Annotated in this window: 26 protein-coding genes; 21 read left to right on the top strand and 5 right to left on the bottom strand. The window is 65.8% G+C overall.

The features are described from left to right. Positions 1 to 4: 4 nt before the first annotated feature. From D619_RS0104355 to phnE (D619_RS15540), 10 genes are all read left to right on the top strand, one after another. A complete protein-coding gene (locus D619_RS0104355; protein WP_017667349.1) occupies positions 5 to 766 on the top strand; it encodes an enoyl-CoA hydratase-related protein in 762 nt (253 codons plus the stop codon). Positions 767 to 790: 24 nt separating this feature from the next. After that, the gene (locus D619_RS0104350) at positions 791 to 1,405 is read left to right on the top strand and encodes a glutathione S-transferase family protein (protein WP_017667348.1); all 615 of its coding nucleotides are present in this window, start codon (positions 791 to 793) and stop codon (positions 1,403 to 1,405) included. 101 nt (positions 1,406 to 1,506) lie between these two features. Then, a complete protein-coding gene (locus tag D619_RS0104345; RefSeq protein ID WP_017667347.1) occupies positions 1,507 to 2,325 on the top strand; it encodes an enoyl-CoA hydratase in 819 nt (272 codons plus the stop codon). A 320-nt stretch (positions 2,326 to 2,645) separates the two neighbouring features. Continuing rightward, positions 2,646 to 3,680: a tyrosine-protein phosphatase gene (locus D619_RS0104340; protein WP_243442603.1), complete on the top strand. Its 1,035-nt coding sequence runs from the start codon at positions 2,646 to 2,648 to the stop codon at positions 3,678 to 3,680. 239 nt (positions 3,681 to 3,919) lie between these two features. Further along, positions 3,920 to 6,478: a TonB-dependent receptor gene (locus tag D619_RS0104335; RefSeq protein ID WP_193743251.1), complete on the top strand. Its 2,559-nt coding sequence runs from the start codon at positions 3,920 to 3,922 to the stop codon at positions 6,476 to 6,478. Beyond that, complete coding sequence (locus D619_RS15545; protein WP_152417296.1) at positions 6,465 to 7,133, top strand: hypothetical protein; 669 nt, start codon at positions 6,465 to 6,467, stop codon at positions 7,131 to 7,133. The genes D619_RS0104335 and D619_RS15545 overlap by 14 nt, the downstream gene beginning before the upstream one ends. Continuing rightward, positions 7,130 to 8,086 carry a phosphate/phosphite/phosphonate ABC transporter substrate-binding protein gene (locus D619_RS0104325; RefSeq protein ID WP_017667343.1) on the top strand — a complete coding sequence of 319 codons (957 nt, stop codon included), beginning with the start codon at positions 7,130 to 7,132 and terminating at the stop codon, positions 8,084 to 8,086. Before D619_RS15545 ends, D619_RS0104325 begins: the two co-directional genes overlap by 4 nt. Positions 8,087 to 8,088: 2 nt before the next feature. Further along, entirely contained in the window at positions 8,089 to 8,925 is an 837-nt protein-coding gene (locus tag D619_RS0104320; protein WP_017667342.1) for a PhnD/SsuA/transferrin family substrate-binding protein, read from the top strand. A 2-nt stretch (positions 8,926 to 8,927) separates the two neighbouring features. Then, the gene (phnE, locus tag D619_RS0104315) at positions 8,928 to 9,824 is read left to right on the top strand and encodes a phosphonate ABC transporter, permease protein PhnE (RefSeq protein ID WP_017667341.1); all 897 of its coding nucleotides are present in this window, start codon (positions 8,928 to 8,930) and stop codon (positions 9,822 to 9,824) included. Next, positions 9,821 to 10,654: a phosphonate ABC transporter, permease protein PhnE gene (gene phnE, locus D619_RS15540; protein WP_017667340.1), complete on the top strand. Its 834-nt coding sequence runs from the start codon at positions 9,821 to 9,823 to the stop codon at positions 10,652 to 10,654. The genes phnE (D619_RS0104315) and phnE (D619_RS15540) overlap by 4 nt, the downstream gene beginning before the upstream one ends. Here the strand turns inward: phnE (D619_RS15540) and D619_RS0104305 are convergent. Further along, on the bottom strand, positions 10,644 to 11,552 hold the full coding sequence (locus D619_RS0104305) for a PfkB family carbohydrate kinase (protein ID WP_081587028.1): 909 nt from the start codon (positions 11,550 to 11,552) through the stop codon (positions 10,644 to 10,646). The two genes, phnE (D619_RS15540) and D619_RS0104305, sit on opposite strands and share 11 nt — an antisense overlap. Before the next feature lie 118 nt (positions 11,553 to 11,670). On the opposite strand from D619_RS0104305, the gene D619_RS0104300 reads away from it, so the two are divergent. From D619_RS0104300 to D619_RS0104280, 5 genes are all read left to right on the top strand, one after another. Continuing rightward, on the top strand, positions 11,671 to 12,549 hold the full coding sequence (locus tag D619_RS0104300; protein WP_017667338.1) for a DMT family transporter: 879 nt from the start codon (positions 11,671 to 11,673) through the stop codon (positions 12,547 to 12,549). Between the two features lie 66 nt (positions 12,550 to 12,615). Next, positions 12,616 to 13,404 (top strand): phosphonate ABC transporter ATP-binding protein, encoded by a 789-nt coding sequence (gene phnC, locus D619_RS0104295; RefSeq protein ID WP_017667337.1) that lies wholly within the window; start codon positions 12,616 to 12,618, stop codon positions 13,402 to 13,404. After that, positions 13,401 to 14,087 (top strand): DapH/DapD/GlmU-related protein, encoded by a 687-nt coding sequence (locus tag D619_RS0104290; RefSeq protein WP_017667336.1) that lies wholly within the window; start codon positions 13,401 to 13,403, stop codon positions 14,085 to 14,087. The genes phnC and D619_RS0104290 overlap by 4 nt, the downstream gene beginning before the upstream one ends. A gap of 12 nt (positions 14,088 to 14,099) precedes the next feature. After that, on the top strand, positions 14,100 to 14,642 hold the full coding sequence (phnN, locus tag D619_RS0104285) for a phosphonate metabolism protein/1,5-bisphosphokinase (PRPP-forming) PhnN (protein ID WP_017667335.1): 543 nt from the start codon (positions 14,100 to 14,102) through the stop codon (positions 14,640 to 14,642). After that, positions 14,643 to 15,464: a transglutaminase domain-containing protein gene (locus D619_RS0104280; RefSeq protein ID WP_017667334.1), complete on the top strand. Its 822-nt coding sequence runs from the start codon at positions 14,643 to 14,645 to the stop codon at positions 15,462 to 15,464. It begins immediately after the preceding gene. Positions 15,465 to 15,471: 7 nt separating this feature from the next. Here the strand turns inward: D619_RS0104280 and D619_RS0104275 are convergent, their stop codons facing one another. The 4 genes from D619_RS0104275 to phnF form a co-directional block, all read right to left on the bottom strand. Next, entirely contained in the window at positions 15,472 to 17,316 is a 1,845-nt protein-coding gene (locus tag D619_RS0104275) for an ABC transporter ATP-binding protein (protein ID WP_017667333.1), read from the bottom strand. A 69-nt stretch (positions 17,317 to 17,385) separates the two neighbouring features. Continuing rightward, positions 17,386 to 18,114: an endonuclease/exonuclease/phosphatase family protein gene (locus D619_RS0104270; protein ID WP_017667332.1), complete on the bottom strand. Its 729-nt coding sequence runs from the start codon at positions 18,112 to 18,114 to the stop codon at positions 17,386 to 17,388. Further along, entirely contained in the window at positions 18,111 to 19,244 is a 1,134-nt protein-coding gene (locus D619_RS0104265; RefSeq protein WP_017667331.1) for an alpha-D-ribose 1-methylphosphonate 5-triphosphate diphosphatase, read from the bottom strand. Before D619_RS0104265 ends, D619_RS0104270 begins: the two co-directional genes overlap by 4 nt. A gap of 40 nt (positions 19,245 to 19,284) precedes the next feature. Beyond that, positions 19,285 to 20,049: a phosphonate metabolism transcriptional regulator PhnF gene (gene phnF, locus D619_RS0104260; protein ID WP_081587025.1), complete on the bottom strand. Its 765-nt coding sequence runs from the start codon at positions 20,047 to 20,049 to the stop codon at positions 19,285 to 19,287. Positions 20,050 to 20,168: 119 nt separating this feature from the next. Between phnF and phnG the strand changes: the two genes are divergently transcribed. From phnG to phnL, 6 genes are read left to right on the top strand one after another with little or no spacing between them, the layout of a single operon-like run. Beyond that, positions 20,169 to 20,657, top strand: coding sequence for a phosphonate C-P lyase system protein PhnG (gene phnG / locus D619_RS0104255; protein WP_017667329.1), 489 nt, complete (start codon positions 20,169 to 20,171; stop codon positions 20,655 to 20,657). Positions 20,658 to 20,661: 4 nt separating this feature from the next. Next, positions 20,662 to 21,282 carry a phosphonate C-P lyase system protein PhnH gene (gene phnH / locus D619_RS0104250; protein ID WP_017667328.1) on the top strand — a complete coding sequence of 207 codons (621 nt, stop codon included), beginning with the start codon at positions 20,662 to 20,664 and terminating at the stop codon, positions 21,280 to 21,282. A gap of 4 nt (positions 21,283 to 21,286) precedes the next feature. Next, positions 21,287 to 22,411, top strand: a complete 1,125-nt coding sequence (locus D619_RS0104245; RefSeq protein WP_017667327.1) for a carbon-phosphorus lyase complex subunit PhnI — start codon at positions 21,287 to 21,289, stop codon at positions 22,409 to 22,411. Next, entirely contained in the window at positions 22,408 to 23,340 is a 933-nt protein-coding gene (locus D619_RS0104240) for an alpha-D-ribose 1-methylphosphonate 5-phosphate C-P-lyase PhnJ (RefSeq protein ID WP_017667326.1), read from the top strand. The genes D619_RS0104245 and D619_RS0104240 overlap by 4 nt, the downstream gene beginning before the upstream one ends. After that, entirely contained in the window at positions 23,337 to 24,149 is an 813-nt protein-coding gene (gene phnK / locus D619_RS0104235; protein ID WP_017667325.1) for a phosphonate C-P lyase system protein PhnK, read from the top strand. The genes D619_RS0104240 and phnK overlap by 4 nt, the downstream gene beginning before the upstream one ends. 24 nt (positions 24,150 to 24,173) lie before the next feature. Next, positions 24,174 to 24,875: a phosphonate C-P lyase system protein PhnL gene (gene phnL / locus D619_RS0104230; RefSeq protein ID WP_017667324.1), complete on the top strand. Its 702-nt coding sequence runs from the start codon at positions 24,174 to 24,176 to the stop codon at positions 24,873 to 24,875. Positions 24,876 to 24,896 lie beyond the last annotated feature (21 nt).

Here is a 24,896-nt window from a genome sequence, read left to right as displayed (position 1 = left end):
GGGGATGACCGACACAAGGCATCTGCTGGTTGACCGTCATGGCCCAATCGTGACGGTGACGCTCAACCGCCCCGAACAGCGCAACGCGTTGTCGCTGCCGTTGATGCTGGAGCTGACCGAGCTATTGCAGCAGATCGGCAAAAGCGACGCGCGCGGCGTCATCCTCGCCGCCAATGGCCCGGTATTCTCGGCAGGGCACCATTTTGCCGACATGGCCGGCCATAGCCACGCGGAGGTGCGCGACCTGTTCCGCATCTGCACCGCGATGATGGACCTGTTGCAGGCCCTGCCGCAGCCGGTGGTGGCCCGCGTGCATGGCCTCGCCACGGCGGCCGGCTGCCAGCTGGTCGCCACCTGCGATCTGGCCGTGGCGGGGGAAAGCGCCAGCTTTGCCCTGCCCGGCGGCAAGGGCGCCCTGTTCTGCCACACGCCGCTGGTCGCCGTGGCGCGTAATCTGGGTCGCAAGCGGGCGCTGGAACTGGCGATGACCGGCGATCCCATCGATGCGCGCACGGCGGCGGATTGGGGCCTGGTCAATCGCGTTGTGCCCGATGACCAGCTGGAAACCGCAACACTCGACCTGATCACCCGCGCCACGCGCGGACCGGCCGACGCCAAGGCGGTGGGCAAGCAGACTTATTATCGCCAGATGGAGATGCCGCAGCCCGCCGCCTATGGCCATGCTGGCGATGTGATGGCCGAAAACGCCCTGGGAACCGCCGCGCAAGACAGTTTCCGCGCCTTCCTCGACAAGCGGAAACATTGAACGCCAACGCACCGCAAGGACACCATGATGACCAAGCCCAAATTGTTCGGCATTTCCGATTCCCGCGCCATTCGCGCCATCTGGGGAATCGAGGAAACCGGCATCGACTATGAGCATGTGCCGGTCAGCTATGGTGCCGATTCCAAGGCGGACGACTATCTGGCGGTCAATCCCAATGGCCGCATCCCGGCGCTGATCGACGGCGATCTGCAGCTGTTTGAATCCATGGCGATCAACCTCTATCTGGCCAGGCGCTATGGCGGCGCGCTCTATCCCGCCGCGGCTGCCGACGAGGCCCGCGCCTGGCAATGGAGCGTGTGGGCGATCAGCGAGGTTGAACCGCTGCAGATGCAGATCGTCATCCAGAAATTCTTCACCCCCGAAGACAAGCGCGACCCCAGGGTGACCGAACGCGCCACCAAGGGCCTGCAGCGACCGCTGCAGGTGCTTGATGCCGCGCTGGACGGCCGCGACTGGCTGCTGGGCGATGCTTTCTCGGTGGCCGATCTGAACGTTGCTTCGGTCATGTATCTGATGAAGATGATCCGTTTCGATTACAGCGGCTTTGCCAATGTCCAGCGCTGGGCCGACGCCTGTTATGCGCGCCCGGCACTGGCCCGCGCGCTGGCCCGGCCCTGATTATCTCGGCGCCTGCGTCCCCACGAAATAGGGCATCGACAACCGGGGCTGATTGCCTGTTCACTCTTCACCAGACGTCAGCACAGGGCAGAGGCAGGATCATGGTCTACGAAGACATTCTCTACAGCGTCAGCGATGGCGTCGCCGTCATCACATTGAACCGCCCGGACCGCCTCAACGCCTGGCGCGGCGAGATGGCCCGTGATGTGAAGGCCGCCATGCGCGCTGCCAGCGACGATGATGCGGTGAGGGTGATCGTGCTGACCGGCGCCGGCCGCGGCTTTTGCGCCGGGGCCGACATGAACACGCTGCAGGCGATCCAGAGCGACGGCGCATCGGCGCGCGCGGCCGCCGGACCGGCCGATTTCGACCCCAATGCCCGCGCCGATTTCCGCATGCAGAACAGCTGGTTTCCCGCCGTGCCCAAACCCATCATCGGCGCCATCAACGGCGCCTGCGCCGGGCTCGGCATGGTCTATGCGCTCTACACCGATATCCGCTTTGCCTCTGATGCCGCGGTGTTCACCACTGCCTTTGCCAAACGCGGGCTGATCGCCGAGCACGGCATTTCCTGGTTGTTGCCGCGCCTGATCGGCTTTGCTGCAGCGGCCGATCTGCTGTTCTCCTCGCGCAAGGTCGATGCCGCCGAAGCCCTGTCGCTCGGCCTCGTGACCCGGGTTTTCCCCGCCGCAGAGTTCGAAGCGGGCGTGATGGCCTATGCGAAGATGCTGGCCAACGAGGTGTCGCCACGTTCCCTGCGCGAAATGAAGCGCGAGCTGTGGAACGCGCAATTCCAGTCGCTGGGCGAAGCCATCGCTGCCGCCGATGCCGACATGGCCGGCAGTTTCGCTTCGGAAGATTTCAAGGAAGGCGTCGCCCATTTCCTTGAAAAACGGCCGGCGCGCTTTACCGGGCGCTGACACGGATCGTTCCCGCCGGCCCACGGCGGTCGCCGCGTGGCTGCCGAACAACAGCGCCAGCTACAGATGGTCAAGCGCGCGAACCGTGGGCAGCAATTCACCTATATTTCTGATTTTCGGTATTTTTTCCGGCGTCATTGGCGCCGCATACAAATCGCGAACTTGTGGCCCAATTTTCACCAAAGAGTCTCCCAGCTGTAAAGCGGGAGTCCAACTCAAGGCCTATGCCCCGATCTGAAGCGGGGTAGCCCATCATTTGCCGCCCCGCATCAGAACATTTTCGGGGGCTGGGAACCATGCACAAGCCGGGCACTGTTTTCATGGCTTTCTTGGCCCTTGCGGCCGCCGCCACCATGCCAGGGACGGCCGCAGCCGCACTGGAATCGGTTCAGGTCGAGCGTGTGTCGGGCCAGCAACTGAAGATCCGCTGGCAGGGTGCCGCTTCGGCCAATGTCTACATGGCCGAACGCCCCGACGCACCGATCGGCATGGCCATGCTGGTTTCGGCCAACGACAGCGATGGCGAGCATCTGCTGGCGGCCGACACGTCCAGCCATCCCTATGTGATGGTGCGCGACAATCGCACTGGTGCGGTGCGGCGGGTGGCGGAACGGGTGCTGCCGCTCGAAGCCGGCTCCAATTTCCGCGATCTGGGCGGCTATCCTGCGGCCGGCGGCAAGCATGTGCGCTGGGGCCTGATCTATCGCTCCGCGGGCCAGCCGCTGCTCAACGCGCATGATCTGGGCCTGATCGGCAAGCTGGGCCTGGGCAATCTGGTTGACCTGCGCTCGGCTGAAGAGCGGCGGCTGGCGCCAACCCGCATTGAAGGCGTGGCCTATAATGCGATCGGTTATTCCTTCGGCAATATCAGGGCAGCGCAGACCCCGGCCATGGGCTCGGTCTATGGCAATTTCCCCACCCTGATGGCGCCGCACCTGAAGCTGATCTTCAACCGGATGCTGGGCGACGGCACGCCGCTGGCCTTCAACTGTTCGGCCGGGCAGGATCGCACCGGTTTTGTCGCCGCCATGATCCTGACCGCGCTGGGCGTGCCGCAGAACGTGATCATCGAAGATTATCACCTCACCACCAAGGTTCGGCAGCCGCAGTTCGAAATGCCGCGCATCGATCCGGCGCAGGCCGCGAATGATCCGGTGGCGATGATGTTTGCCAGCTATCAGCGGCCCGAGCGCGCCACGCCGACCCCGCTGATGGATGCACAAGGCAAATCCTTCCTGAGCTTTGCGCTGGAGGCGGCGGCTGCCCGGCATGGCTCCATCGACGCCTATCTCGAAATCGAAGCCGGACTGACGCCGGCGCGACGGCGGGCCCTGCAGGACCGCTATCTGGAATGACCGGGGCAAGCCGAACAAGCCCGGTTCGCCACTGCCGCGATGCACCCGGAATACCGGGGCAACTGACCGGAATATTCGTCAATCCTTGGGCCACGCTTTGTGAAACGACTGCTCTGACTGGGGGAATGATGATGCGACACGACACGAACGGGCGCCCGCCCTTCCGCGCTGCCTTGCTTGCCGCGACGATGTTGGCCTGCAGCATGGCTGCGCCGGTGCTGGCCCAAACGGCTCAGCCCATGACCACCGCAGCAGCCGAAGCGGCCGCAGACGACGAGATCGTGGTGAGCAACACGCCGATCCGCGACTCCATCGCCAAGGCCATCGGCATCAAGCGCGAGGCGGTCAACATCGTCGACGCCATCTCGTCCGACACCATCGGCCGCTTCCCCGACCAGACGGCGGCGGCCGCGCTCACCCGCATTCCGGCCGTGGCGGTGCAGCGCGACCAGGGCCAGGAACGCTATATCCAGGTGCGCGGCGCGCCCTCGCGCTGGACCAACGTGGCCTTTGACGGCGTCAACGTCGTCGGCGCCGAAGACCGTATTTTCCGTTTCGACAGCGTGCCCGCCACCGTGGTCAGCACTCTGGAACTCAACAAGACGCTCACGCCGGAAATGCCGGGGGAGGCGCTGGCCGGCCGCGTCAACATCAAGACCTTCGCGCCGCTCGACAACCAGGGCCTGCACATCAATGCCGATGCTGGCCTCGGCTTTGTCGATCTCGGCAACGGCCCGGTGCGCTCCTATGGCGGCCGCATCTCCTGGGCCAATGACCGCATCGGCATCCTGATCGGCGGCTCGAAGTTCAATTTCAATCAGCAGACCGACAATTACGAGCCGCGCTTCAACGCCGGCGGCATGACCCAGGTGCGTTTTGCCAAATATGATATCGTGCGCCAGTCCAACGCGGCCATCGTCAAACTGCAATGGCAGGCGAGCGACAGCAGCCGCATCACCGCCACCGGCCTCTACACCGCCTTTCTGGATGCCGAACAGCGCAACCAATATACGTTCAACTTCGCCGGTGCTGCCAGCGGCACGCGCAGCAACACCAATGGCGATCTGGTGGCGGTACCGGTGACCGGCCTGTTCCAGGACAGCAACTATGCCACCCGCAACCGGCTGGCGGTGCTGCACGGCGATCATGAATTCTCCGATTGGAAGATCGGCTGGGACATCGCCTATTCCAAGGCCACCTTCTCGCAGGATCTGCCGTTGGTGAACCAGACCACCTCATCCGCCGATGCGCTGCTGAGGCCGTCGCTGACCTTTGTTGCCGGTGAAGCCGGCACGCCGGTCATCACCCTGTTCAACACGGTGCGCGATAGCAGTGGCCGCTTGGTCCGTGGCACCCAGCGCAGCGCCCTCGACCAGACGGCCTTCACCTCGGAAAATCTCGTCATCTTCCGCCAGCGCTTCGATCAGGACGAAAAATTCGCCAAGTTCGACGTCGCGCGCGACTGGTCGAGCCTTGGCGCCGATGCCAAGTTCACCTTCGGCTTCCAATATAACGACCGCACCTTCAAGGACCGTGGCAATGAAGCCATCTTGCGCCCCGATGGCACAGCCGGAACCTTGTTGTTCCGCCCGACTGCGGCGCAGTTAAACCTGCCGTGGACACCAACCCAGCTGATCACGCAGGAATCCGCCCTTGGCCGCATCAATGTCGGTTTTGATGTGAACTTTGTCGACAATCCCGCCATCCGCAGCCAGGTGGATGCCATCCTTGCCGCAGCAAATGCGGCCAATGCGGCTGGCGGCACGTTCGCGGTGCCGCGCCCGGATCCTTCGCTGACCAACAGCGTGGATGAAAAGATCCTGGCGGCCTATTTCACCAACACGTGGAAATGGTCGCGGCACACGCTGATGATCGGCCTGCGCGTCGAACGCGCCGAAGTCGATGCGGCCGGCGCGGCCAGGATTGGCGCGGTGCTGACACCGATCAACCTGTCGAGCCGCAACACGCAATATTTCCCGTCGGTGCACTATGGATTTGACGCGACCGACGAGCTGAAGCTGCGCGCCGCCTTCATCACCGGCACGGCCCGGCCGTCGTTTACCGATCAGCGCGCCACTGTCACGATCAATGACGCGGCGGGCGTCGAAACCGTGTCGGGCGGCAATCCCGCCCTCAAGCCGGAACGGGCCTGGGGGGTCGATCTGTCGGCCGAATGGTATTTCGCCCCGGCCTCGCTGCTGTCGGCCGGCTATTTCTATCGCGGCGTGTCGAACGTGCTGTTCGATTCGACCACGGTGGTGGGCGACAATCGCTTCAATTTCGGCGGCGTTGATCGTTCGGATTATCAATTCTCCACCACGCTGAATGGTGGCGATGGCTATATCCACGGCGCCGAAGTCGCCTACACGCAGCCCTTCACCTTCCTGCCCGGCGCGCTGTCCGGCTTTGGCTTCCAGGGCAGCCTGGCCATCATCGACAGCGAGTTCGACACCGGTGCCGGGCGCAAGGTGCCGTTTGCCGGCACCTCGAAGTGGGTGACGAACGCGGCGCTCTACTACGAAAAATACGGTGCCTCGCTGCGGCTGAGCTGGCAACGGCGCAGCAGCTGGACCGACGAAGTGTCGCCCGGTGCCGCGGCAGGCGACCTGATCTGGGAAGCCCAGCAGCGGCTGGATTTCTCGGCCCGCTATGACATCAACAAATATGTCACCCTCTACGCCGACGCCACCAACCTGACCGACGAGCGCGGTCTGCGCTACCAGGGTAGCCGCGCCGCGCCGTTCGAGCTGGAATATTTCGGCCGGCGGTTCCTGTTCGGTGTCCGTGCCCGCTACTGAACCCGCACTCGGCGATGATCGGGGGTCGCCTGAACCGCGGCCCCCGGCGTTGCGCGTGCTGGTGACCGGCACCAGCGGCGCGGGCAAGTCCACCTTTGCGCAGGCGTTGGCGGCGCGCACCGGCGTCCCCTGGCATGAACTTGATCTGATCAACTGGCGCCCCGGCTGGCATGATCGCAGCAAGCACGAGCTGGATGCATTTCTGGCTGATGTCGATGCGGCCACGGCAAACGGCAACTGGGTGGTGTCGGGCGGCTATTCACAGACGCGGCCCATCCTCCTGCCGCGCTTGACCGATCTGGTGTGGCTCGATCTGCCGCGCTGGCAGGTGATGGCGCAGGTGATCAACCGGTCGCTGCGGCGGGCGGCCGGCGATCAGGAGGTGTTTCCCGGCTGCCACGAACATTGGTCGCGGCTGCTGCGGCATGATCATCCCATCCGCTGGGCCTGGAATCATTACGCGCCCAATCGGCTGAAATTCGCCGGCCAGGCCGAGGCGGCGGCAGCGTTTGGCGCCCGAGTGCATCGCTGTTTCAATCGGACCATGGCTGATCAGGCGCTGGACCGCCTTGCCGCCGCCCTGCCCGGCATGAGCGACGACCGAATTTCCGTCATGCAGGATTGGTATGGCCGGGAAGATACGGGGAGACAATGAAGGTGCGCAAAAGGTCGTCGCTGCTGTCCGTGTTGTTGCTGCTGTCGGCCTGCGGCGGGTCGTCGCCTGATCCAAGCCTGACCGGCTGGCGCAAGGAGGTGGGCCAGATCCGCATCGGCGCCAATATCGGGGAGGAAAATCCCACCGCCCTGGCCCGGATGGAAGCTTTCCGTGCCTATATCGCCACCTCCACCGGCCTGCCGGTGAAACTCTATCAAGCCGCCGATTACAATGGTGTCATCCAGGCTTTGGCTTCAGGCCAGCTGGAGATGGCCGCGATGGGGCCGGCGGCCTTTGCCAATGCGCATGCCCAGATGGGCGACAAGGTGGCGCCGATGCTGGCCACGCGCAGCGCCGAAGGGTTGTCAGGCTATTACACCACGCTGACCGTGCGCGCCGACAGCCCCTATCGCACGCTGGATGATCTGCGCGGCAAGTCGGTGGGCTATGTCGATTTCAACTCGGCTTCGGGCTATGTCTATCCGCGCTGGGCGCTGAAGAAGCAGGGCCGCGATCCGGACAGATTCTTTGGCAAGGCGGCGATCACCGGCGGCCATATCCAGGGCGTGATGGCGCTGGATCATGGCCAGTTCGATGCCATTTTCCTGCTGGCCAACACGGGCACGCCCAGAACGGGCTTCACCAACGGCTCCATCTACGCCCTGGCCGCGCGCGGTCTGGTCAAGGCCGAGGATTTCCGGGTGATCTGGTCGGCGGGGCCGATCGCGAATTCGCCCTATGTGATGCGCACCGACCGGCCGCAGCCGCTGAAGGACATCCTGCGCGGCGCGCTGGCCGCCATGCCCTATGATGATCCGGCGATCTGGGCCGATATCGGCATTGGCGCGGGCAGCGACATGCGGCCGATGCAGACCGCCGATTATGCCGAGGTGATGGCCATCCGCGACGCCGAAGTGAAGAGCCGCCGCGCCGGCGGCAGTGCCGGGAACTGATCATGCGCCGCCTGTTGCCCCTGCTCGCCCTCGCTTTCCTGCCCGGTGTTACGGTGCACGCCCAAGGCACGGCGCCGTTTCGCGTGGTCATTGCCGATGTCGGCCTCAATGGCTGCACCGCCAGCGGCCCCGCCGAAGCCTATCGCCGCCATCTTGAACAGCGACTGTCGCGCCCGGTCAGCCTGTGTGGCACCGCCGACACCCGGGCCGCTGCTGCCGAACTGCGCGCCGGCAAGGCCGATATGGCCGTGCTGGATCCCGCTGCCTTCGAAACGGTGAAGGACGTGGCGCGTGCGGCGCTGACCGGTCGGGTCAGCGCACAAACCGGCCGGGTGCTGAGCCTTGCCCTGGTGCGCAAGGCCAGCGGCAAGACCCGCCTGGCCGATCTGACCGGCGCCACTCCGATCTTTGCCGGCAGCGCAGCGCCCAGCAAGGATGTGCCACTGCGCGCCATTGGTGAAGCGGGCGCCCCCATCGCCAGCTTCAGGCCGGCGCTGGTGTTCGAAGGCGATGAACCGGCCTTTGCCGCGCTGCGCGCCGGGCGCGGCGATGTGCTGGTGATCAATGCCAGCGCCCGTGCCCGTGCCTGCATGACCCCCGATATCAAGCGCGACCCCTGTGCCGATCTGACCGAACTGTGGCGCGGCCGCCCGCGCGCCGCCCGCGCGCTGGTGGTGCGCAATGCCATGGCAACCGGCGATCGTCACCAGTTGGTGGGCATCCATATCGGCCTGCATTTCGAAGCGCCGGCGGCGATGCGCTTCATGGCCCAGGCACTGCCGCCGGCTGTCGCGCTCGATCCGGCCGAAGCCGGCGCCCTGCTGCTGGACCGCCGCTGAGCATGGCCGCGGATGCCGACACGGCGCTGATCGCCCGGTTCGAAGCGACCCGTCGTGCCGTGCTGCTGCGGCAGCGCGCCGGCAATGCGCTGGTGCTGATCGGCCTGTCGGCACTGCTCGGCGTGTCCTTTCATCTCAGCGATTTCTTCAATGGCAATCATGGCGGCGATCCGCTGACGCGCATTGCCGATCTGATCAATCTGCTGGTGCCCACGCTGAAAGCCGATGTGCTGATGGACGGGCCGCGCACGGCAGGATCGCTGGCCAGCTGGTATTATGACGGGCCGCGTTGGCTGGCCTTGCTGTGGGAAACCGTGCAGATCGCCATCGTCAGCACGGTGTTGGGCGCCATCGGCGGCAGTCTCGCGGCCCTGCTGGCCTCGAAGAATCTGTCCCCGGTACCGGCGCTCCACTGGCTCACCCGCCGCAGCCTGGAAATCGTGCGCACCCTGCCTGATCTGATTGTCGCGCTGATCCTGGTCGCCGCTTTCGGCATCGGGCCGCTGCCCGGCGTGATTGCCATTGCGCTGGGTTCCTCGGCGTCGTTGGGCAAATTGTTTTCCGAAGCCAATGAGAATATCGATCCGCGCCCGCTGGAAGCGATCAAGGCCAGCGGTGGCGGCTGGTGGGCACAGATGCGCTTTGGCCTTTTGCCGCAGGTGCTGCCCACCTACGCCAGCTATGCGCTGCTGCGGCTGGAGATCAATGTTGGTGCGGCCGCCGCACTGGGGGTGGTGGGGGCCGGCGGCATCGGCATCGAACTGTCGCGCGCCATCACCTACACCCAGTTCGATACCTATCTGGCGATCCTGCTGATGATCGTGGTTCTGATCTTTGCCATCGACATGATTTCGGAACGGCTGCGCCACCGGCTGATCGGTCTGGAGCGGCCCGCATGACCCCGGCAACGACAGACCTGGCCGAAGCCCGGCGGATTGCGCCCCATGCCCTGCAACGCTCGTGGCCGGAACGGCTGACCCGCACCCTTGGCCTTGGCCTGCTGGCCGCCGGGTTCGTGGCCATGTGCATCAATGTCGGCTTCACGCCGGCTGCGTTCGGCAACGGCCTGGCCAAGCTGGGCGAATTTCTGGCCGTGATGTTCCCACCCACCGCCAATGGCGGCGAAGCACGCATCCTGGCGGCGCTGGGCGCCACCTTTGCCATGGCGGTGGCCGGCACGGCGCTGGCAGTGGTGGCCGCCATCCCGTTGGGCCTGATCGGCGCCAAGACGGTGGTGCGGCAGCCGCTGCTGCATTTCCTCATCCGTCGCAGCTTCGATGTGCTGCGCGGCATCCCGGCGCTGGTATGGGCGCTGATGCTGATCGTCGCCTTTGGCCTGGGGCCGTTTGGCGGCGTGATCGCGCTGGCCTTTTCCGATCTGCCGCGACTGGCCAAGCTCTATGCCGAAGCGCTGGAAAATGCCGAACCCGGCCCACAGGAGGGCATCAGGGCGGCCGGCGGCGGGCCAGTTGCAGCCATCCGCTTTGGCCTGCTGCCGCAGGTGCTGCCGGTGATGTCGAGCCAGTCGCTCTATGTGCTCGAAGCCAATTTCCGCAATGCCGCCATCCTCGGCATCGTTGGCGCCGGCGGCATCGGTTTTGAACTGGAAGAGCGTATCCGCATCTTTGCCTTTGATCAGGTGGCGTGGATCGTCATTGCCTATGTCATCTGCGTGATGCTGCTCGACATGGTGTCGGAACGCATCCGCAGCCGGTTGATCAGCGGCTGAACGGGTCGAAACCGGCCGTCCCTGGCTCTGGTGCCGATCCTTCCAGGCCCACCGCCACGGCGCCCCACTTGCAGCCATGGGCCAGCGCATCTGCCATGCCGGCCCCGGCCAGCAAGGCATCGGCCAGCCCGGCGATGAAAATGTCTCCAGCGCCCGTCGCATCCACCACCGTGGCGGGCACCGCCGGCACGCTGAGCCGTTGATCGGCCGATTGCGCCTGCACGGCGCCGGCCCCGTCTGTCACCACGCCCCAGCTTGCCGCGCCAAAGGCCGCGATCGCCGCCGCCCGCGGTTCGGCCAGCGCCGCATCACCCAGATCATTGCGCGATCCCACCGCCACATCCACCCGTTCCGGTGGCTCGCCCCAGCTGGGCATGTGGGCGATGACCAGCCGGCCCGCCAGCAGTCCGGAAACGTGCGGCACGCCGGGCACGGCACCGCGCAGGATCAGCGCATCGGGCGCGAAGCGTTCGAGCAGTGCCGCCGACATCGTCCAGCGTGGCCGTGCGGTTGCCGCGCGGTCCCAGCCGATGCCCAGGATGGTGCGCTCCCCCGAAGGTTCGATGAGGATCTGCAGCGAGGTGGTGGGCACAGCATCCGACCGGATGCCATCCAGCGACAGGCCGCGCGCATCGAGGGCAAAGAACACATATTGGCCCAGCGTGTCCTGCCCGACACGACCAACCACCAGCACCTCGTGCCCGGCCAGCGCCAGCGCGGAGGCAATATTGGCCGCACCGCCGCCCAGCCGTCCCGGCAAGGTTGCGCCGCCCAATACCGGGCCGCTGGCCGCCGGCGTCAGCGGCCGGGCCGCGATCCGCGCGCCGGATATCAAGGGACGATCCAGCCACAACGGCACATCCCAACCCAGACTGCCTGACACCAATATCCTTGCCATAATGTCGACTCGCTTTTTCGGGCCCCGGCTTCACCAGCAGGCTGGCCAAATCAGACCTGGCCTGCTACTGCAGCACGTGAAAAATACTTTGACAAATCATCAATTTGTTGGCGCGCCGATGGTGGCCGTCAACAACCGCCGCGCCGCCGGATTCTTCTTGATTGGCGTGCTCATTTCCACTGCCATGCTGTGGATGATCAAGACGCTGGGCCAGGATTATGGCGCCTTCCAGATCATGCTGGCGCGCGGCCTGGTGATGGCAGTCGTGCTTGCCCCCATCGTACTGGTACGGCCGTCCCGGCCACCAGTTTCGGGCACACCGCTCAAATTGGCCGGCCGGGCGCTGCTCACCTTTGGCGGCCAGGCCATGGGGATTGCCGCCATCGCCGCCCTGCCCATTGCCCAGGCCCAATCGCTCAGCTTCACCAAGGGCTTCATCGTGCTGGCGCTGGCCGCGCTGATGCTCGGCGAACAGGTCGGTACCCGGCGATGGGGAGCGATGGTGATGGGCATGGCCGGCGTGCTGATCATCTTCCAGCCCACCCAAACAATTGATCCGGCGTGTTTTCTGGCGCTGGGCAGTGCCGCCTGCTTTGCCTCGTCAACAATCGTCGTCAAGGAACTCACCCGCCAGACTGATCGGTTGACCCTGATGTTCTGGGGCGCTGTCGGCCAATCGGCCTTGTCGCTGCCGCTGGCGCTGATCTGGTGGGTGATGCCCACCACGAACGATCTGATCATGATGGCGGCGCTGGGGCTGGTGGGTATCGCGCTGCAGGCGGCGATGCTCAGCGCATGGCGGCTCGGCGATATCAGCGCGCTGGCGCCGCTGGATTATCTGCGGCTGGTGACCGGCACCATCCTGGGCTTTCTGGTGTTTGGCGAGGTGCCGGGCCCGGCGGTTCTGGCTGGTGCCGCGCTGATCATTGCCGCCAATCTGGTCGCTTCATGGCCGCGGCCACGCGCGGCAAAACGCCCGCTGCCAGCCGCAGACTGACCTTCCGACTGTCACGCAAACATCATGGAGCCCACCTAGGATTTGCCCGAAGAGGGGACTCCGGCGATGCTCGAATTGAAGTCCGTCAGCAAGCGGTTCGGCGACACGGTTGCGGTCGATGCTGTCTCGCTTGCCATCCCGGCTGGCGAAATGGTTGGCATCATCGGCCGATCGGGGGCCGGCAAATCGACCCTGCTGCGCCTGATCAACCGGCTGTGCGATGCCAGCGGGGGCGAAATCCTCTGGCAGGGCAAGCCGGTCAGCCAGTTGCAGGGCAAGGCGCTGCGCGAATGGCGGGCCTGCTGCGGGATGGTGTTCCAGCAGTTCAACCTGTCGCCGCGGCTGGATGTGCTGAACAATGTGCTCACCGGCAGCCTGTGCCGCAACCAGGGCATCGCCCCGCTGTTCAAGATGTTTCCGCAAACCGAACGGGCCCGCGCCATCCTCGAACTGCATGCGCTCGACATGGCCGAAGCCGCGTTTCAGCGCTGCTGCACGCTTTCGGGTGGGCAGCAGCAGCGTGTCGCCATCGCCCGCACGCTGATGCAGATGCCCGAAATCATCCTGGCCGATGAACCCATTGCCTCGCTCGATCCGGCCAATGCCGAAACCGTGATGGAAACCCTGGCGCGCATCAACCGCGAGCGCGGCATCACGGTGCTGGTCAATCTGCACGCGCTCGATATCGCCCGGCGTTATTGCCCGCGCATCATTGGCATGGCGCAGGGCCGCGTCGTGTTCGATGGCCCACCGGAAGCGCTGCGCGGGCCGGTGATCGAGAAAATCTATGGCCGGCAGGTGTTTGAATCCGCCGCCGCCATCCCGGAACCAGAACGTCTGGACGCCGTGGCATGAGCGGGCTGCTTGCAGCGCGCGCCCTGCCGCCGGGCTATGAATATTTTGATCACCATGTGCATGATCCTGCGGCGACGCGGGCGCCCAGCCAGCCGGCCATCGCGCCCGAAGCCCATGTGCGGGACTGCATCCTGGGGCCGTGGACCCGGGTGGGCGGTCGCACTTCGCTGATGGAAACCGAAATGGGGGCCTACAGCTATATCGTCACCGATTCGAGCAGCGCCTATGCCACGATCGGCAAATTCTGCTCGATCGCCCGCGACACCCGCATCAACCCCGGCAACCACCCGACCTGGAAAGCCGCCCTCCACCATTTCACCTATCGTTCGGTCTCCTATGAATTGGGCGAAGCCGATGATGCCGACTTCTTCCAGTGGCGGCGCGATGATCATGTGCACATCGGCCATGATGTGTGGATCGGCCATGGCGCCACCGTGTTGGCCGGCGTGAGCGTCGGCACCGGCGCGGTGATTGGCGCAGGCGCGGTCGTTTCCAAGGACGTGGCGCCCTTCACCATCGTTGGCGGCGTGCCCTCCAAACCCATCCGCGAGCGTTTTCCGAAGGCCGTGCAGGACGGGCTGCTGGCGCTGGCCTGGTGGGACTGGCCGCACGAACGGCTGGCCGAAGCGCTGCCGGATTTCCGCGCGCTGGATGCCGATGCCTTTGTGGCAAAATACAGCTGAAGCCCCCCGGTCATGACCGGCGCGCTGATCCTGGTGGTGGGGCCATCGGGCGTGGGCAAGGACACGCTGCTGGCCGGCGCACGCGACGCGCTGGCCGGTGATCCGGGCTTCGTCTTTGCCCAGCGCGACATCACGCGGCCCCCTGATGCCGGTGGCGAGGCGCACCGTCCGGTAAGCCAGGCCGAATTCGACCGCATTGCCGGCAGTGGCGGCTACATGCTGCACTGGGCCGCCCACGGCCTGTCTTATGGCCTGCCAATCGCGTTGCAGCGGCTGCGGCAAGCAGGCGTCGCGGTGGTCGCCAATGGCTCGCGCGCGACGCTGGCGCAGGCGCGCGCCACGCTGGCGCCGGTGCGCGTGGTGGCGATCACCGCACCCGCCGTGATGCTGCGCGAACGGCTGCAGGCACGGGGCCGCGAAACGCCCGCCGAAATCGAAGCGCGCGTGGCCCGCGCCGCCGCCTGGCCGGTGGCCGAAGCCGATGCCGCCGTGATCAATGATGGCCCTGCCACCGACGGCATCACCGCGCTGGTCGCCGCGATCAGGGCCGCGTGAATGGCGATGTTCGAAGCCTTTCTGGCCGATCCGGCACCCTATGACGGCCTCGGCCTGTATCCGGTGCCGCCCGAAACCGATCACCAGCGCGTGCTGGGCACCGATTTTGCCGGCACGGCGCCGCAACGGGTGGTGCATGATGCTGATGGCCGCACCGCTGCCTGGCTGCTGCCGCTGCGTGCCGGCCGCCTGGTGCGGCTCCGACACCGCTTCGAACCGGCGGGCGCCGGCCTGCCGGATGCGGCCTTCGTGCCGGGCACATCTCCCTTTGAACGTGCCTCGCCGGCCCTTGCTGTGCAGATCACTTCGCTGGAACTGCCAGCAGCGCCGCACGCGCGTTGCCAGGCGGTGATCCAGTTTGTTGCCGATCATTTCGATTATGGCCGCCGCGAACAGGCGCTGGGCGCGGATGCCGACGCCATGCCGGCGCTGGCCTGCGGGCTGACCCCGGGGACCTGCGTGGACATGCACACGCTGGCGGTGGCAGCGCTGCGCGCGGCCGGGCTGGCGGCGACTTATGTCATCGGCGCGCATGTTGCCGATGGCCGCAGCCAGCATCCCACCGGCCACTGCTGGCTGAACGTGCGCGCCCCCGAAACGCCGCCGCACTGGGATATTTCCCACCATGCCCAATATGGCCAGCGCCAGATCACGCCCGTGCTCAACCCGCGCCCCGGCCGCCGCTTTGCGCTCAGCCATGGCCGGGGCCTGCAATTTGATGGCCCTGATGGGCCGGTCAGCCTCCCATCGCTGTCAGGTGTTCATATGCTCACCGGGCCGCTGGCGGGGACGAAACTGCCCACAATGGGACGGTTCGTCTGACCCGCCCTCAGCCGACATAGGCCCATTCATCCTCGACCGCGTGCAGCCTTGCATAGGTGCCGCCCAGCGCCAGCAATTCGGCATGATTGCCCTGCTCGACGATCTGGCCGGCATCGAACACCAGGATGCGATCGGCATCGCGCACGGTCGACAGGCGGTGGGCAACGATGATGGTGGTTCGCCCGGCCATCAGTTCGGCCATCGCCGACTGGATCAGCTTTTCGGTGACCGTATCGAGGCTGGAGGTGGCCTCGTCGAACACCACGATCGGCGCGTCCGCCAGGAAGGCGCGGGCGATGGCAACGCGCTGGCGCTCCCCGCCCGACAATTTCACCCCGCGCTCGCCCACCAGCGTGCGATAACCCTGCTGCAGACAGGCGATGAATTCATGGGCGCGGGCGCGTCGGGCGCATTCGATGATCTCGGCCTCGCTGGCATCGGGACGGGCATAGGCGATATTGTCAGCGAGGCTGCGGTGGAACAGCACCGGTTCCTGCGGCACGATGGAAATGCTGCGGCGCAAGGATGCCTGCTGCACGCCGGCGATATCCTGCCCGTCGATCCAGATCGCACCGTCATCGACATCATACAGCCGCTGGATCAGCTTCACGAAGGTGGATTTGCCCGAGCCGGACGGCCCAACCAGCGCAACCTTTTCGCCCGGCGCAATCCGGAGATCAAAGCCTGCGTAGAGCGGGGGCTGGTCCGGCCCCTGGCCCGGATAGCCGAAGCGCACATTCTCGAAGATGATCTCGCCGCGGCCGCGGCTGCTGCCGATCTTCAGCGCCGGCGCGGCGGGCATATCGGTCACGCCGAGCGGCGCCGTCTTGAACTCGATGAGGTCGGCCAGTTCGGCACTGGCGCGCTGCAGGGTACGGATATGTTCGCCAACCTGGCGCAGGCTGCCGCCGAGCTGGAAGCAGGCGGTGATGACAAAGGCCACATCGCCGGGCGTTGCCGCGCCGCGCCGGGCAAGGCCGATCAGCAGGGCCAGCATGCCGGCCTGCAGCGACAGCCATAGCGCCTGCTGGATGAGCGACATGTGCAGGCCCCGGGCCCACGAGACCAGCGCGAGATCCCGCCAGCGGCCGGTGACCGACCGGAACAGCGCCTCCTCGCGCGCTTCGGCACCAAAGGCCTTGACCGCCGCGTTGTTGGACACCGCGTCGGCCACCGATCCGCCGATCTGGCTGTCGGCCGCCGCGGCGCGGACATTGGCCGGCCGCACCCAGCGCGTGGCGAGCATCACCGACGAGACGAGATAGACGGCGACCATGGCGAAGAACAGCAATCCCACCGTGGGAAAGCGGGCCAGCATGACGCCGGCAAGGCCAAGAATGACCAGCGAGAGCGGCAGGAACTGGCGGATCAGGATGTTGGAGATATGGTCGTAGGACCATTTGCCCCGGGTGAGCTTGTGCACCGTCGAGCCGGCGAAGGTGTTGGCATGCCAATCGGACGAGAAGCGCTGGATGCGGGCAAAGCCATCATCCAGCACGCCGCTCATGGCGTGCGCCGCGACCCGGTTCCACGCAAGGCCCGCGCCATAGTTGAGCAGCTGGTAGAGCGCCATCACCCCGGTAAGGATGCCGAGTGCGACAATGGCGGCATGACCGGCAGCATCACCGGCCACCACGGACCCGGCGGCGCCTTGTCGTGCGGTCTCGCCCAGCGCGTCGACCAGGCGGCCAGCGGCGACCGGAATGGACACTTCGGCCGCCACCATCGCCAGCGTCAGCGCGATGACGAGCCCGAGCGGGCGCGGCTTCTGGGCCCAGTAATGCGCGCAGAACGCCACGCTTTCGCGCCAGTCGGACGGGCGGCGTGCGTGTTCGGGATGCAGATCGGCCATTGGGCTTCGCTATGGCGTGCGCGTGTCAGTCGCGTGACGGCAGGCCGGACAGGCCGGCGATTTGTCGGGCTAAATGGCGGCCAACACGGCCAGAATGCCGGCATGATCGCTGGGCAGCACACCGGCAGCATCGGGATGGTCGAGCACGATTCGGGCTTCGTTCAATGCCAGCGCGGCGGTGCCGGCGCGCAGCACGACATGATCGATCAGTGCGTCAGGCTGGCCGATCAGGCTGCTCTGGCCGGCCAGCATGGTCGCCGACGAGACCCAACCCGGCGCTGACAGCAGCGCGAGTTCCGGCGCGTCCCAGCGCGCGTTGAAATCGCCGGCCAGGACCAGCGGCCCCGCGCAATCGGCCGCGGCCACCAGCGCCGACAATTGTGCCGCACGCAAGGCGCTGGCGTCCGGGGTGCGCACGTGGCTGAGATGCAGGCTGGCCACCCGCAGCGGGCCCGCCACGGTGGTGAAGTCGGCCACCAGCGCCTTGCGCCCACCATCGGCCAATGTGGTCGGCAGGCCGATGGCCATGGTGCCGATCGGTGCGGTGCGGCTGAGAATGGCCACGCCGGAACTGGAGGCGACGCCGCCGCGCAGCTTGTGCCGGGCAGCGAGCTGTGTGCAGGCGAGGCCGGTGGCCGCCGCCAGCCACTGGCCGGCATCGCGCCCGCCGCCAACATAGACTTCCTGCAGGCAGACGACATCCGGCTGCAGTGCGGCCAGACCCGCCGCAATGGCCGCCATGCGTGCCGGCCAGTCGCCTTCGTCTTTCCAGATGTTGAGAGTGACGATGCGGATCACCCGACCCGCTGCCCCTCGACCCACACGCCGCGTACCATCACCTGGCCTTGCTGCTGGCGCACCCGCACCACATCGCCGCGCCGGCCGGGCAGCAATGCACCGCGATCATCCAGCCGCATCGCCCGAGCCGGCGCGCCGGTGACGGTATCGACGGCACGCTCGATCGGCAGGCCCCAGCGGCCATTGGCCAGCGCAAAGGCGCATTCCACCAGGCTGCGCGGCACATAGTCGGACGCAAAGCCGATGTGCATGCCGGATTCGATCAGTTCGCTGGCCGGCACATTGCCGGAGTAGGAACCGCCGCGGATCAGATTGGGCCCACCCATGATCACGCACATGCCATGTGCACGGGCGGCTTCGGCAGCTTCGGCGGTTACCGGGAATTCGGCGATGGTGACGCCATGGCTGGCGGCATCATCGATATGGGCCACCGTTTCATCGTCATGGCTGGCCAGCGGCAGGCCCATGCCGTGGGCAATGCCGGCCACGAAGCGCCGGTTGCGGGCATCGTTGCGCGCCACCCGTTCGGCGCGTTCGGCCATGCGGGCTTCGATATCAGCCTCGCTCAGGCCTTCCTTGCGCCAATTGGTGAAAAAGCGCGTGGCGTTGCGATACTGGCGCTGGCCCGGCGTGTGATCCATCAGCGAGAACAGGCCGGTGAGCGGCAGTTCGGCCAAGGGCGGCAGCCAATCGGCCAGCACATCGGACGGCGCTTCGCAGCGCCAGTGGATCCTGTGATCGGCCTTCAGCATGCCGCCGGCCACCGCGGTGTGCAGACCAGCCGTCAATCGATGCAGATTGTCGGGCGTGCGTGCGGCCGCAAGGCCGAACGAACCCACCGACATGGAATCGTAAACCGTTGTGACGCCCACCGAAATGCACAGGCCATCGTGCACGATCGCCGCCGATACCGGGTCCCAATCGATGTTGGGGCGCGGGAAGAAGTGCCGTTCCAGATTGTCGGTGTGAATGTCGATGATCCCGGGGATCAGCCAGTCGCCTTCGCAATCAAGGCCAGCGCTGCTGGCACCGCTGTCGATGGCGGTGATCAGGCCATCGGCCATGGCAAGGGAGCCGGCCACCACGCCTTCTGGCGTGACGATACGGGCGTTGGACAGGGTGACAGTCATTGCGGCTCCATGGTCGTGTGATGGCGGGGTGGGGCAGCAATCAGGCCTGGATCGGCGCTGACTCGCTGTTGATGACGATTTCGATGCGGTCGGCCGCCATGCGGGCCTCGCCATATTCCAGCGGCTTGCCGTCGCCATCGACGTTCCACGATCGTGTGACGACAAGCGGGACATGCCGGGGCAGCGACAGCAATTGGGCTTCGGCCGCGGTCGGCAGCCGCGCCGAAATGCGGGTGCGCAGCCGTGTGTAATCGGCGACCCCGCAATCGGCCAAGGCCTGGGTGATCGATCGCGAGCGGTTATAGTGCTGGCGGAAACCCGGCAGCCGATCCGAGGCAAACCAGTGGCAGGCAATCGACAGTGGCTGATCATTGGCAAAGCCGATGCGTTCGATGAAAATGGTCGGAGCACCCGACCTGATGGCCAGGGCGCTGGCAATGGCCGGCGTTGCCGGCCGCAGTTCCAGAGTCAGTGTCCTGGTGGTGGGCTGGGCGGCCTGCTGCTGCAACAGATCGGAAAATCGTGTCCGCCGGCCGATCTGATAGATGATCGACGGCTTGCGCACGAAACTGCCGCGGCCTTGCGTTGATTCCACCAGTCCCCGCGCCTGCAGCCAGGCCAGCGCGCGCCGCACCGTGTGGCGATTGGTATCATATTGCACGCACAATTGTTGTTCGGTCGGCAGCTTGTCGCCAACAGCCAGCCGCCGATCGGCAATATCGGCCTCGATACTTTTGGCAATATTGAACCAGAGCCGCCCCGCCGGGACCATTCGCGCCGGTGTGATGCGATCAGTCGACTGCATTACACTTATCCTGAAGTTTTATGACAACAAGTTTTTGTTCTGTCATATTACTGAAGCAATTTATCAGTTGTCGATACATTAGCATTGTTCTAGCAACAGGCAAGTAATGGGGACAACAAATGTCGAATTTGTCAACATCTGCCGACCATCACTCGGAAAAATTTGTCGAATCAACGGCGCGCCAAATCTGGCTTTCGGCTCTGGCCAAGGCGTCGCCAGCCACGCTGCTGCCGTTGTGGGAAGCGCTGGACGCGCCTGACGCGGTCACGCTGCGCCCGCCGGAGGTTGGGATGGTGATGGTGCGCGGTCGCACTGGCGGCTCTGGCGATGCCTTCAATCTGGGCGAAATGACCGTGACGCGCTGTGCGGTGCGACTGGCTAGCGGTGAAACCGGCATCGGCTATGTGTCGGGCCGGGACAAGCGCCATGCCCATGCAGCGGCCGTGATTGATGCGATGATGCAGTCGCCAGCGCATCGCGACCGCGCCGAGCGCCTGGTGATCGCGCCGCTGCAGACCGCCGCGCGCGCGCAGACCGAAGCGGTCAACCGCAAGGCCAAGGCCACGCAGGTCGAATTCTTCACCATGGTCCGCGATCGGAAGGCTTGAACCCATGGCCACGCAAACTGCCCTCGATCTGTCGCAGCTGCTGCCCGGATTTGCCGACCCGACGCGCGAAAGCCAGGCGGCCTTTCGCGCCATCATGAACGCCACGGCCCGGCCCGGCCTCGTGGCCGATCTGGCCGCTGCGCCCACGCCGCCGGCCGGTCTCAACCGGGCAGCCGGCGCCGCCGCGCTCACGCTGGTCGATCAGGATACGCCGCTGTGGCTGGACCCGGGCCTGCACGGCAGTGCGGCTGAAACCTGGTTGCGCTTCCATTGCAGCTGCCCGCTGGTAACGGCACAAGTGGACGCCAACTTTGCTATCATCGACGCTGGCAGCGACATGCCGGCGCTGGCCGAATTCAACCAGGGCGATGCCCGTTACCCCGATCAGGCCGCGACGCTGATCATCATGCTGCCGGCGCTGGCCGGCGGCCCGACGCTGGAACTGCGCGGGCCCGGCATTGCCGATGTGACCCGCATTGCGCCGCAGGGCCTGTCGCCGGGCTTCTGGGCCGAACGCGCCGAACTGGTGGCGCATTTTCAATATGGCATCGATCTGAAGCTGTGCGCGGGTGATCAGCTGGTTTCCATCCCGCGCACCACCCGCATCATCACCACGGGAGCCTGAAACCATGGCCTATGTTGCAGTCAAAGGCGGCGAACGCGCCATCACCAATGCCCATGCCTGGCTGGCCGAAACCCGCCGCGGCAATCCTGCTGTGCCCGAATTGTCGGTGGCGCAGATCCGCGAGCAGATGCAACTGGCGGTGGACCGGGTGATGGCCGAAGGCTCGTGCCACGATCCCGAGCTGGCGGCGCTGGCCATCAAGCAGGCGCGCGGCGATCTGCCCGAAGCCATTTTCCTGCTGCGCGCTTATCGCACCACCCTGCCGCGCTTTGGCGCATCGGTGCCGGTGGAAACCGAGCACATGGCGGTGCAGCGCCGGGTGTCGGCGGCGTTCAAGGATATTCCGGGCGGCCAGGTGCTGGGCCCGACGTTCGATTACACGCACCGCCTGCTGGATTTCAAACTGGCGGCCGAAGGCGGCGTGCCGGCAGCGGCGCCCGTCGCCGACGAGACCATGCCGGCGGCCATGCCGACCATCGCCTCGGTGTTTGCCCAGGAAGGCCTGCTGGAAACCCCGGCGGTGGCCGAAGATGCGCCTGAACCGTTCGATCTGACCCGCGAGCCGATGGCCTTCCCGGCCGCGCGCGATCAGCGGCTGCAGGCGCTGGCGCGCGGCGATGAAGGCTTCCTGTTGTCGCTGGCCTATTCCAGCCAGCGCGGCTGGGGCTCCACCCACCCGCTGTGCGGCGAGATCCGCATGGGCAATGTGAGCGTGGGCTTCGTGCCGGAAGAGCTCGGCTTTGAAATCGAGATTGCCGACGTCACCATGACCGAGTGTCTGATGCTGTCGGGCTTTGCCAGCCTGGATGGCGAACTGCCGCAATATACCACCGGCTATGGCCTGACCTTTGGCCACAACGAACGCAAGGCGATGAGCATGGCGATCGTCGACCGGGCGCTGCGCGCGGCGGAACTGGGAGAGGAGGTCGTCGCCCCCTGCCAGGACAGCGAGTTCGTGCTCTACCACAGCGACACGGTGGAGGCCTCGGGCTTTGTCCAGCATCTGAAGCTGCCGCACTATGTCGATTTCCAGGCCGATCTGTTGTTCCTGCGCCGGCTGCGCAAGGAACAGGCCGCTGCCCGTGCCGCTGCCGCCACCACCGATGCCATGAAGGAAGCCGCAGAATGACGGCCCCACCCACCACGCCCAATGCGCCCGCCAACAGCGAGGAGCGCTATTACAACTATGCCTATCTGGATGAGCAGACCAAGCGGATGATCCGCCGCGCCATCCTGAAGGCGCTGGCCGTGCCCGGTTACCAGGTGCCGTTCGGCAGCCGCGAGATGCCGGTGCCTTATGGCTGGGGCACCGGCGGCATCCAGCTGACCGCCGCCATCATCGGCCCCGACGATGTGTACAAATGCATCGACCAGGGGGCCGACGACACCACCAACGCCGTCTCCATCCGGCGCTTTTTCGCCACGGTTGCCGATGTCGCCACCACCGAGGACACCGGTGCCGCCACCATCATCCAGAGCCGCCACCGCATTCCGGAGCGCCCGCTGGAAGATGGCCAGGTGATGGTGTTCCAGGTGCCGCAGCCAGAGCCGCTGCGCGGTCTGGAACCGCGCGAAACCGAAACGCGCGCCATGCACGCCTATGCCGAATATGGCCTGCAATATGTCTCGCTCTATGAGAATATCTCGGCGTTCGGGCGCATTGCCGGTGGCGCCGGCTATCCGGTGCTGATCGACGAACGCTATCTCATGAGCCCGTCGCCCATCCCCAAGTTCGACAATCCCAAGATGGACATGTGCCCGGCCATCCTGCTGTTCGGCGCCGGCCGCGAGAAGCGCATCTATGCCGTGCCGCCCTACACGCGGGTGCGCAGCCTGGATTTCGAGGATTATCCCTTTGAAGTGCAAAGCTGGGAGCAATGCTGCGCCCTGTGCGCCGCCACCGATTCCTATCTGGATGAAGTGGTGCTGGACGATCAGAACAACCGGATGTTCGTCTGTTCCGACAGCAATCACTGCGCGACACGCCGCGCCCAGGGCCACGCCGGCCCGATGGCCGGCCACAGCCTCGCCCATCTTGACGAGGAGCCCGCCCAGTGAGCCTGACAGCCCTCTCCACCGCCGAATCCGTGCCTGCTGATGTGCCGCTGCTGCGCGTTGCGGGCCTCACCAAGATGTATGGCCACCTCCCCGGCTGCCTCGATGTCTCGTTCGAGATGCGGGCCGGCGAAGTGCTTGGCATCGTTGGCGAAAGCGGTTCAGGCAAGACCACATTGCTCAACTGCATTTCCGGCAAGCTGCCGCCCACGTGCGGAAGCATCGCCTTCAACGCCCGCCGCCACGGGCTGACCGACATCTACGCCCTGTCCGAACCCGATCGCCGCCGCATGCAGCGCGAGGATTGGGGCTTCGTCCACCAGAACCCGCGCGATGGCCTGCGCATGCGCGTGTCGGGCGGCGCCAATGTCGCGGAACCGCTGATGAACCTTGGCCAGCGCCATTATGGCGCCATGCGCAGCGCCACCACCGACTGGCTGGGCCGGGTCGAGCTGGATCTGGCGCGCGTGGACGACAAGCCGCGCAATTTCTCCGGCGGCATGCAGCAGCGCATCCAGATTGCCCGCAACCTGATCCACAATCCGCGGCTGGTGTTCATGGATGAACCCACTGGCGGCCTCGATGTGTCGGTGCAGGCCCGCCTGCTCGATCTGTTGCGCGAACTGGTGCGCGACATGGGGCTGGCGGCGATCATCGTCACCCACGACATGGCGGTGGCCCGCCTGATGGCCGATCGGCTGATGGTGATGAAGGGCGGCCACGTCGTGGAAACCGGTCTGGCCGATCAGGTGCTCGACGATCCGCAACACCCCTACACGCAGCTGCTGGTTTCCAGCGTGCTGCAGATCTGACGCCAGCCTGCAGGATCCGATGCCATGACCAGCCCCGCCATCCGTGTCGACAATCTGTCGAAGCTGTTCACCCTGCACAACCAGGGTGCCACTGCCATCCCGGTATTCGAACATCTGGCGCTGGAGGTGATGCCCGGCGAATGCGTGGTGCTGGCCGGTGAAAGCGGGGTGGGCAAATCCACCCTGATGCGCACCATCTATGGCAATTATCTGCCCAGCGGCGGCGGCGTGCATGTGCGCCACAATGGCGCGATGGTGGACATCACCCAGGCCGCTGCCCACGAAGTGCTCGATATCCGCCGCCGCACGCTGGGCTATGTCAGCCAGTTCCTGCGCGTCATCCCGCGCATCTCGACGCTGGATCTGGTGATCGAGCCGCTGCTGGAAAATGGCGTGTCGGCCGAGGAAGCACTCGATCGGGCCGTCACCATTCTGAATGCCCTGCGGCTGCCGCAAGCGCATTGGGATCTGCCGCCCGCCACCTTCTCGGGCGGCGAGCAGCAGCGCGTCAACATCGCCCGCAGCTTCGTGCGCGAATATCCGGTGCTGCTGCTCGATGAGCCGACCGCCAGCCTCGATGCCGCCAATCGCGCCATCGTGGTGGATCTGATCAAGGCGGCGCTGGCCAAGGGTGCCGCCATGGTCGGCATCTTCCACGATCTCGACGTGCGCGATGCGGTGGCGACACGGCTGTTCAACGTCTCGGATTTCAAGGCGGCGGCCTGAACAATCCCATCCATCGGCCTG

The sequence above is a fragment of the Sandarakinorhabdus sp. AAP62 genome (assembly GCF_000331225.1).
GTDB lineage: Bacteria > Pseudomonadota > Alphaproteobacteria > Sphingomonadales > Sphingomonadaceae > Sandarakinorhabdus.
The sequence above is the reverse complement of the archived record's forward strand: the minus strand, read 5'-3'. Positions and strand labels throughout refer to the sequence as shown.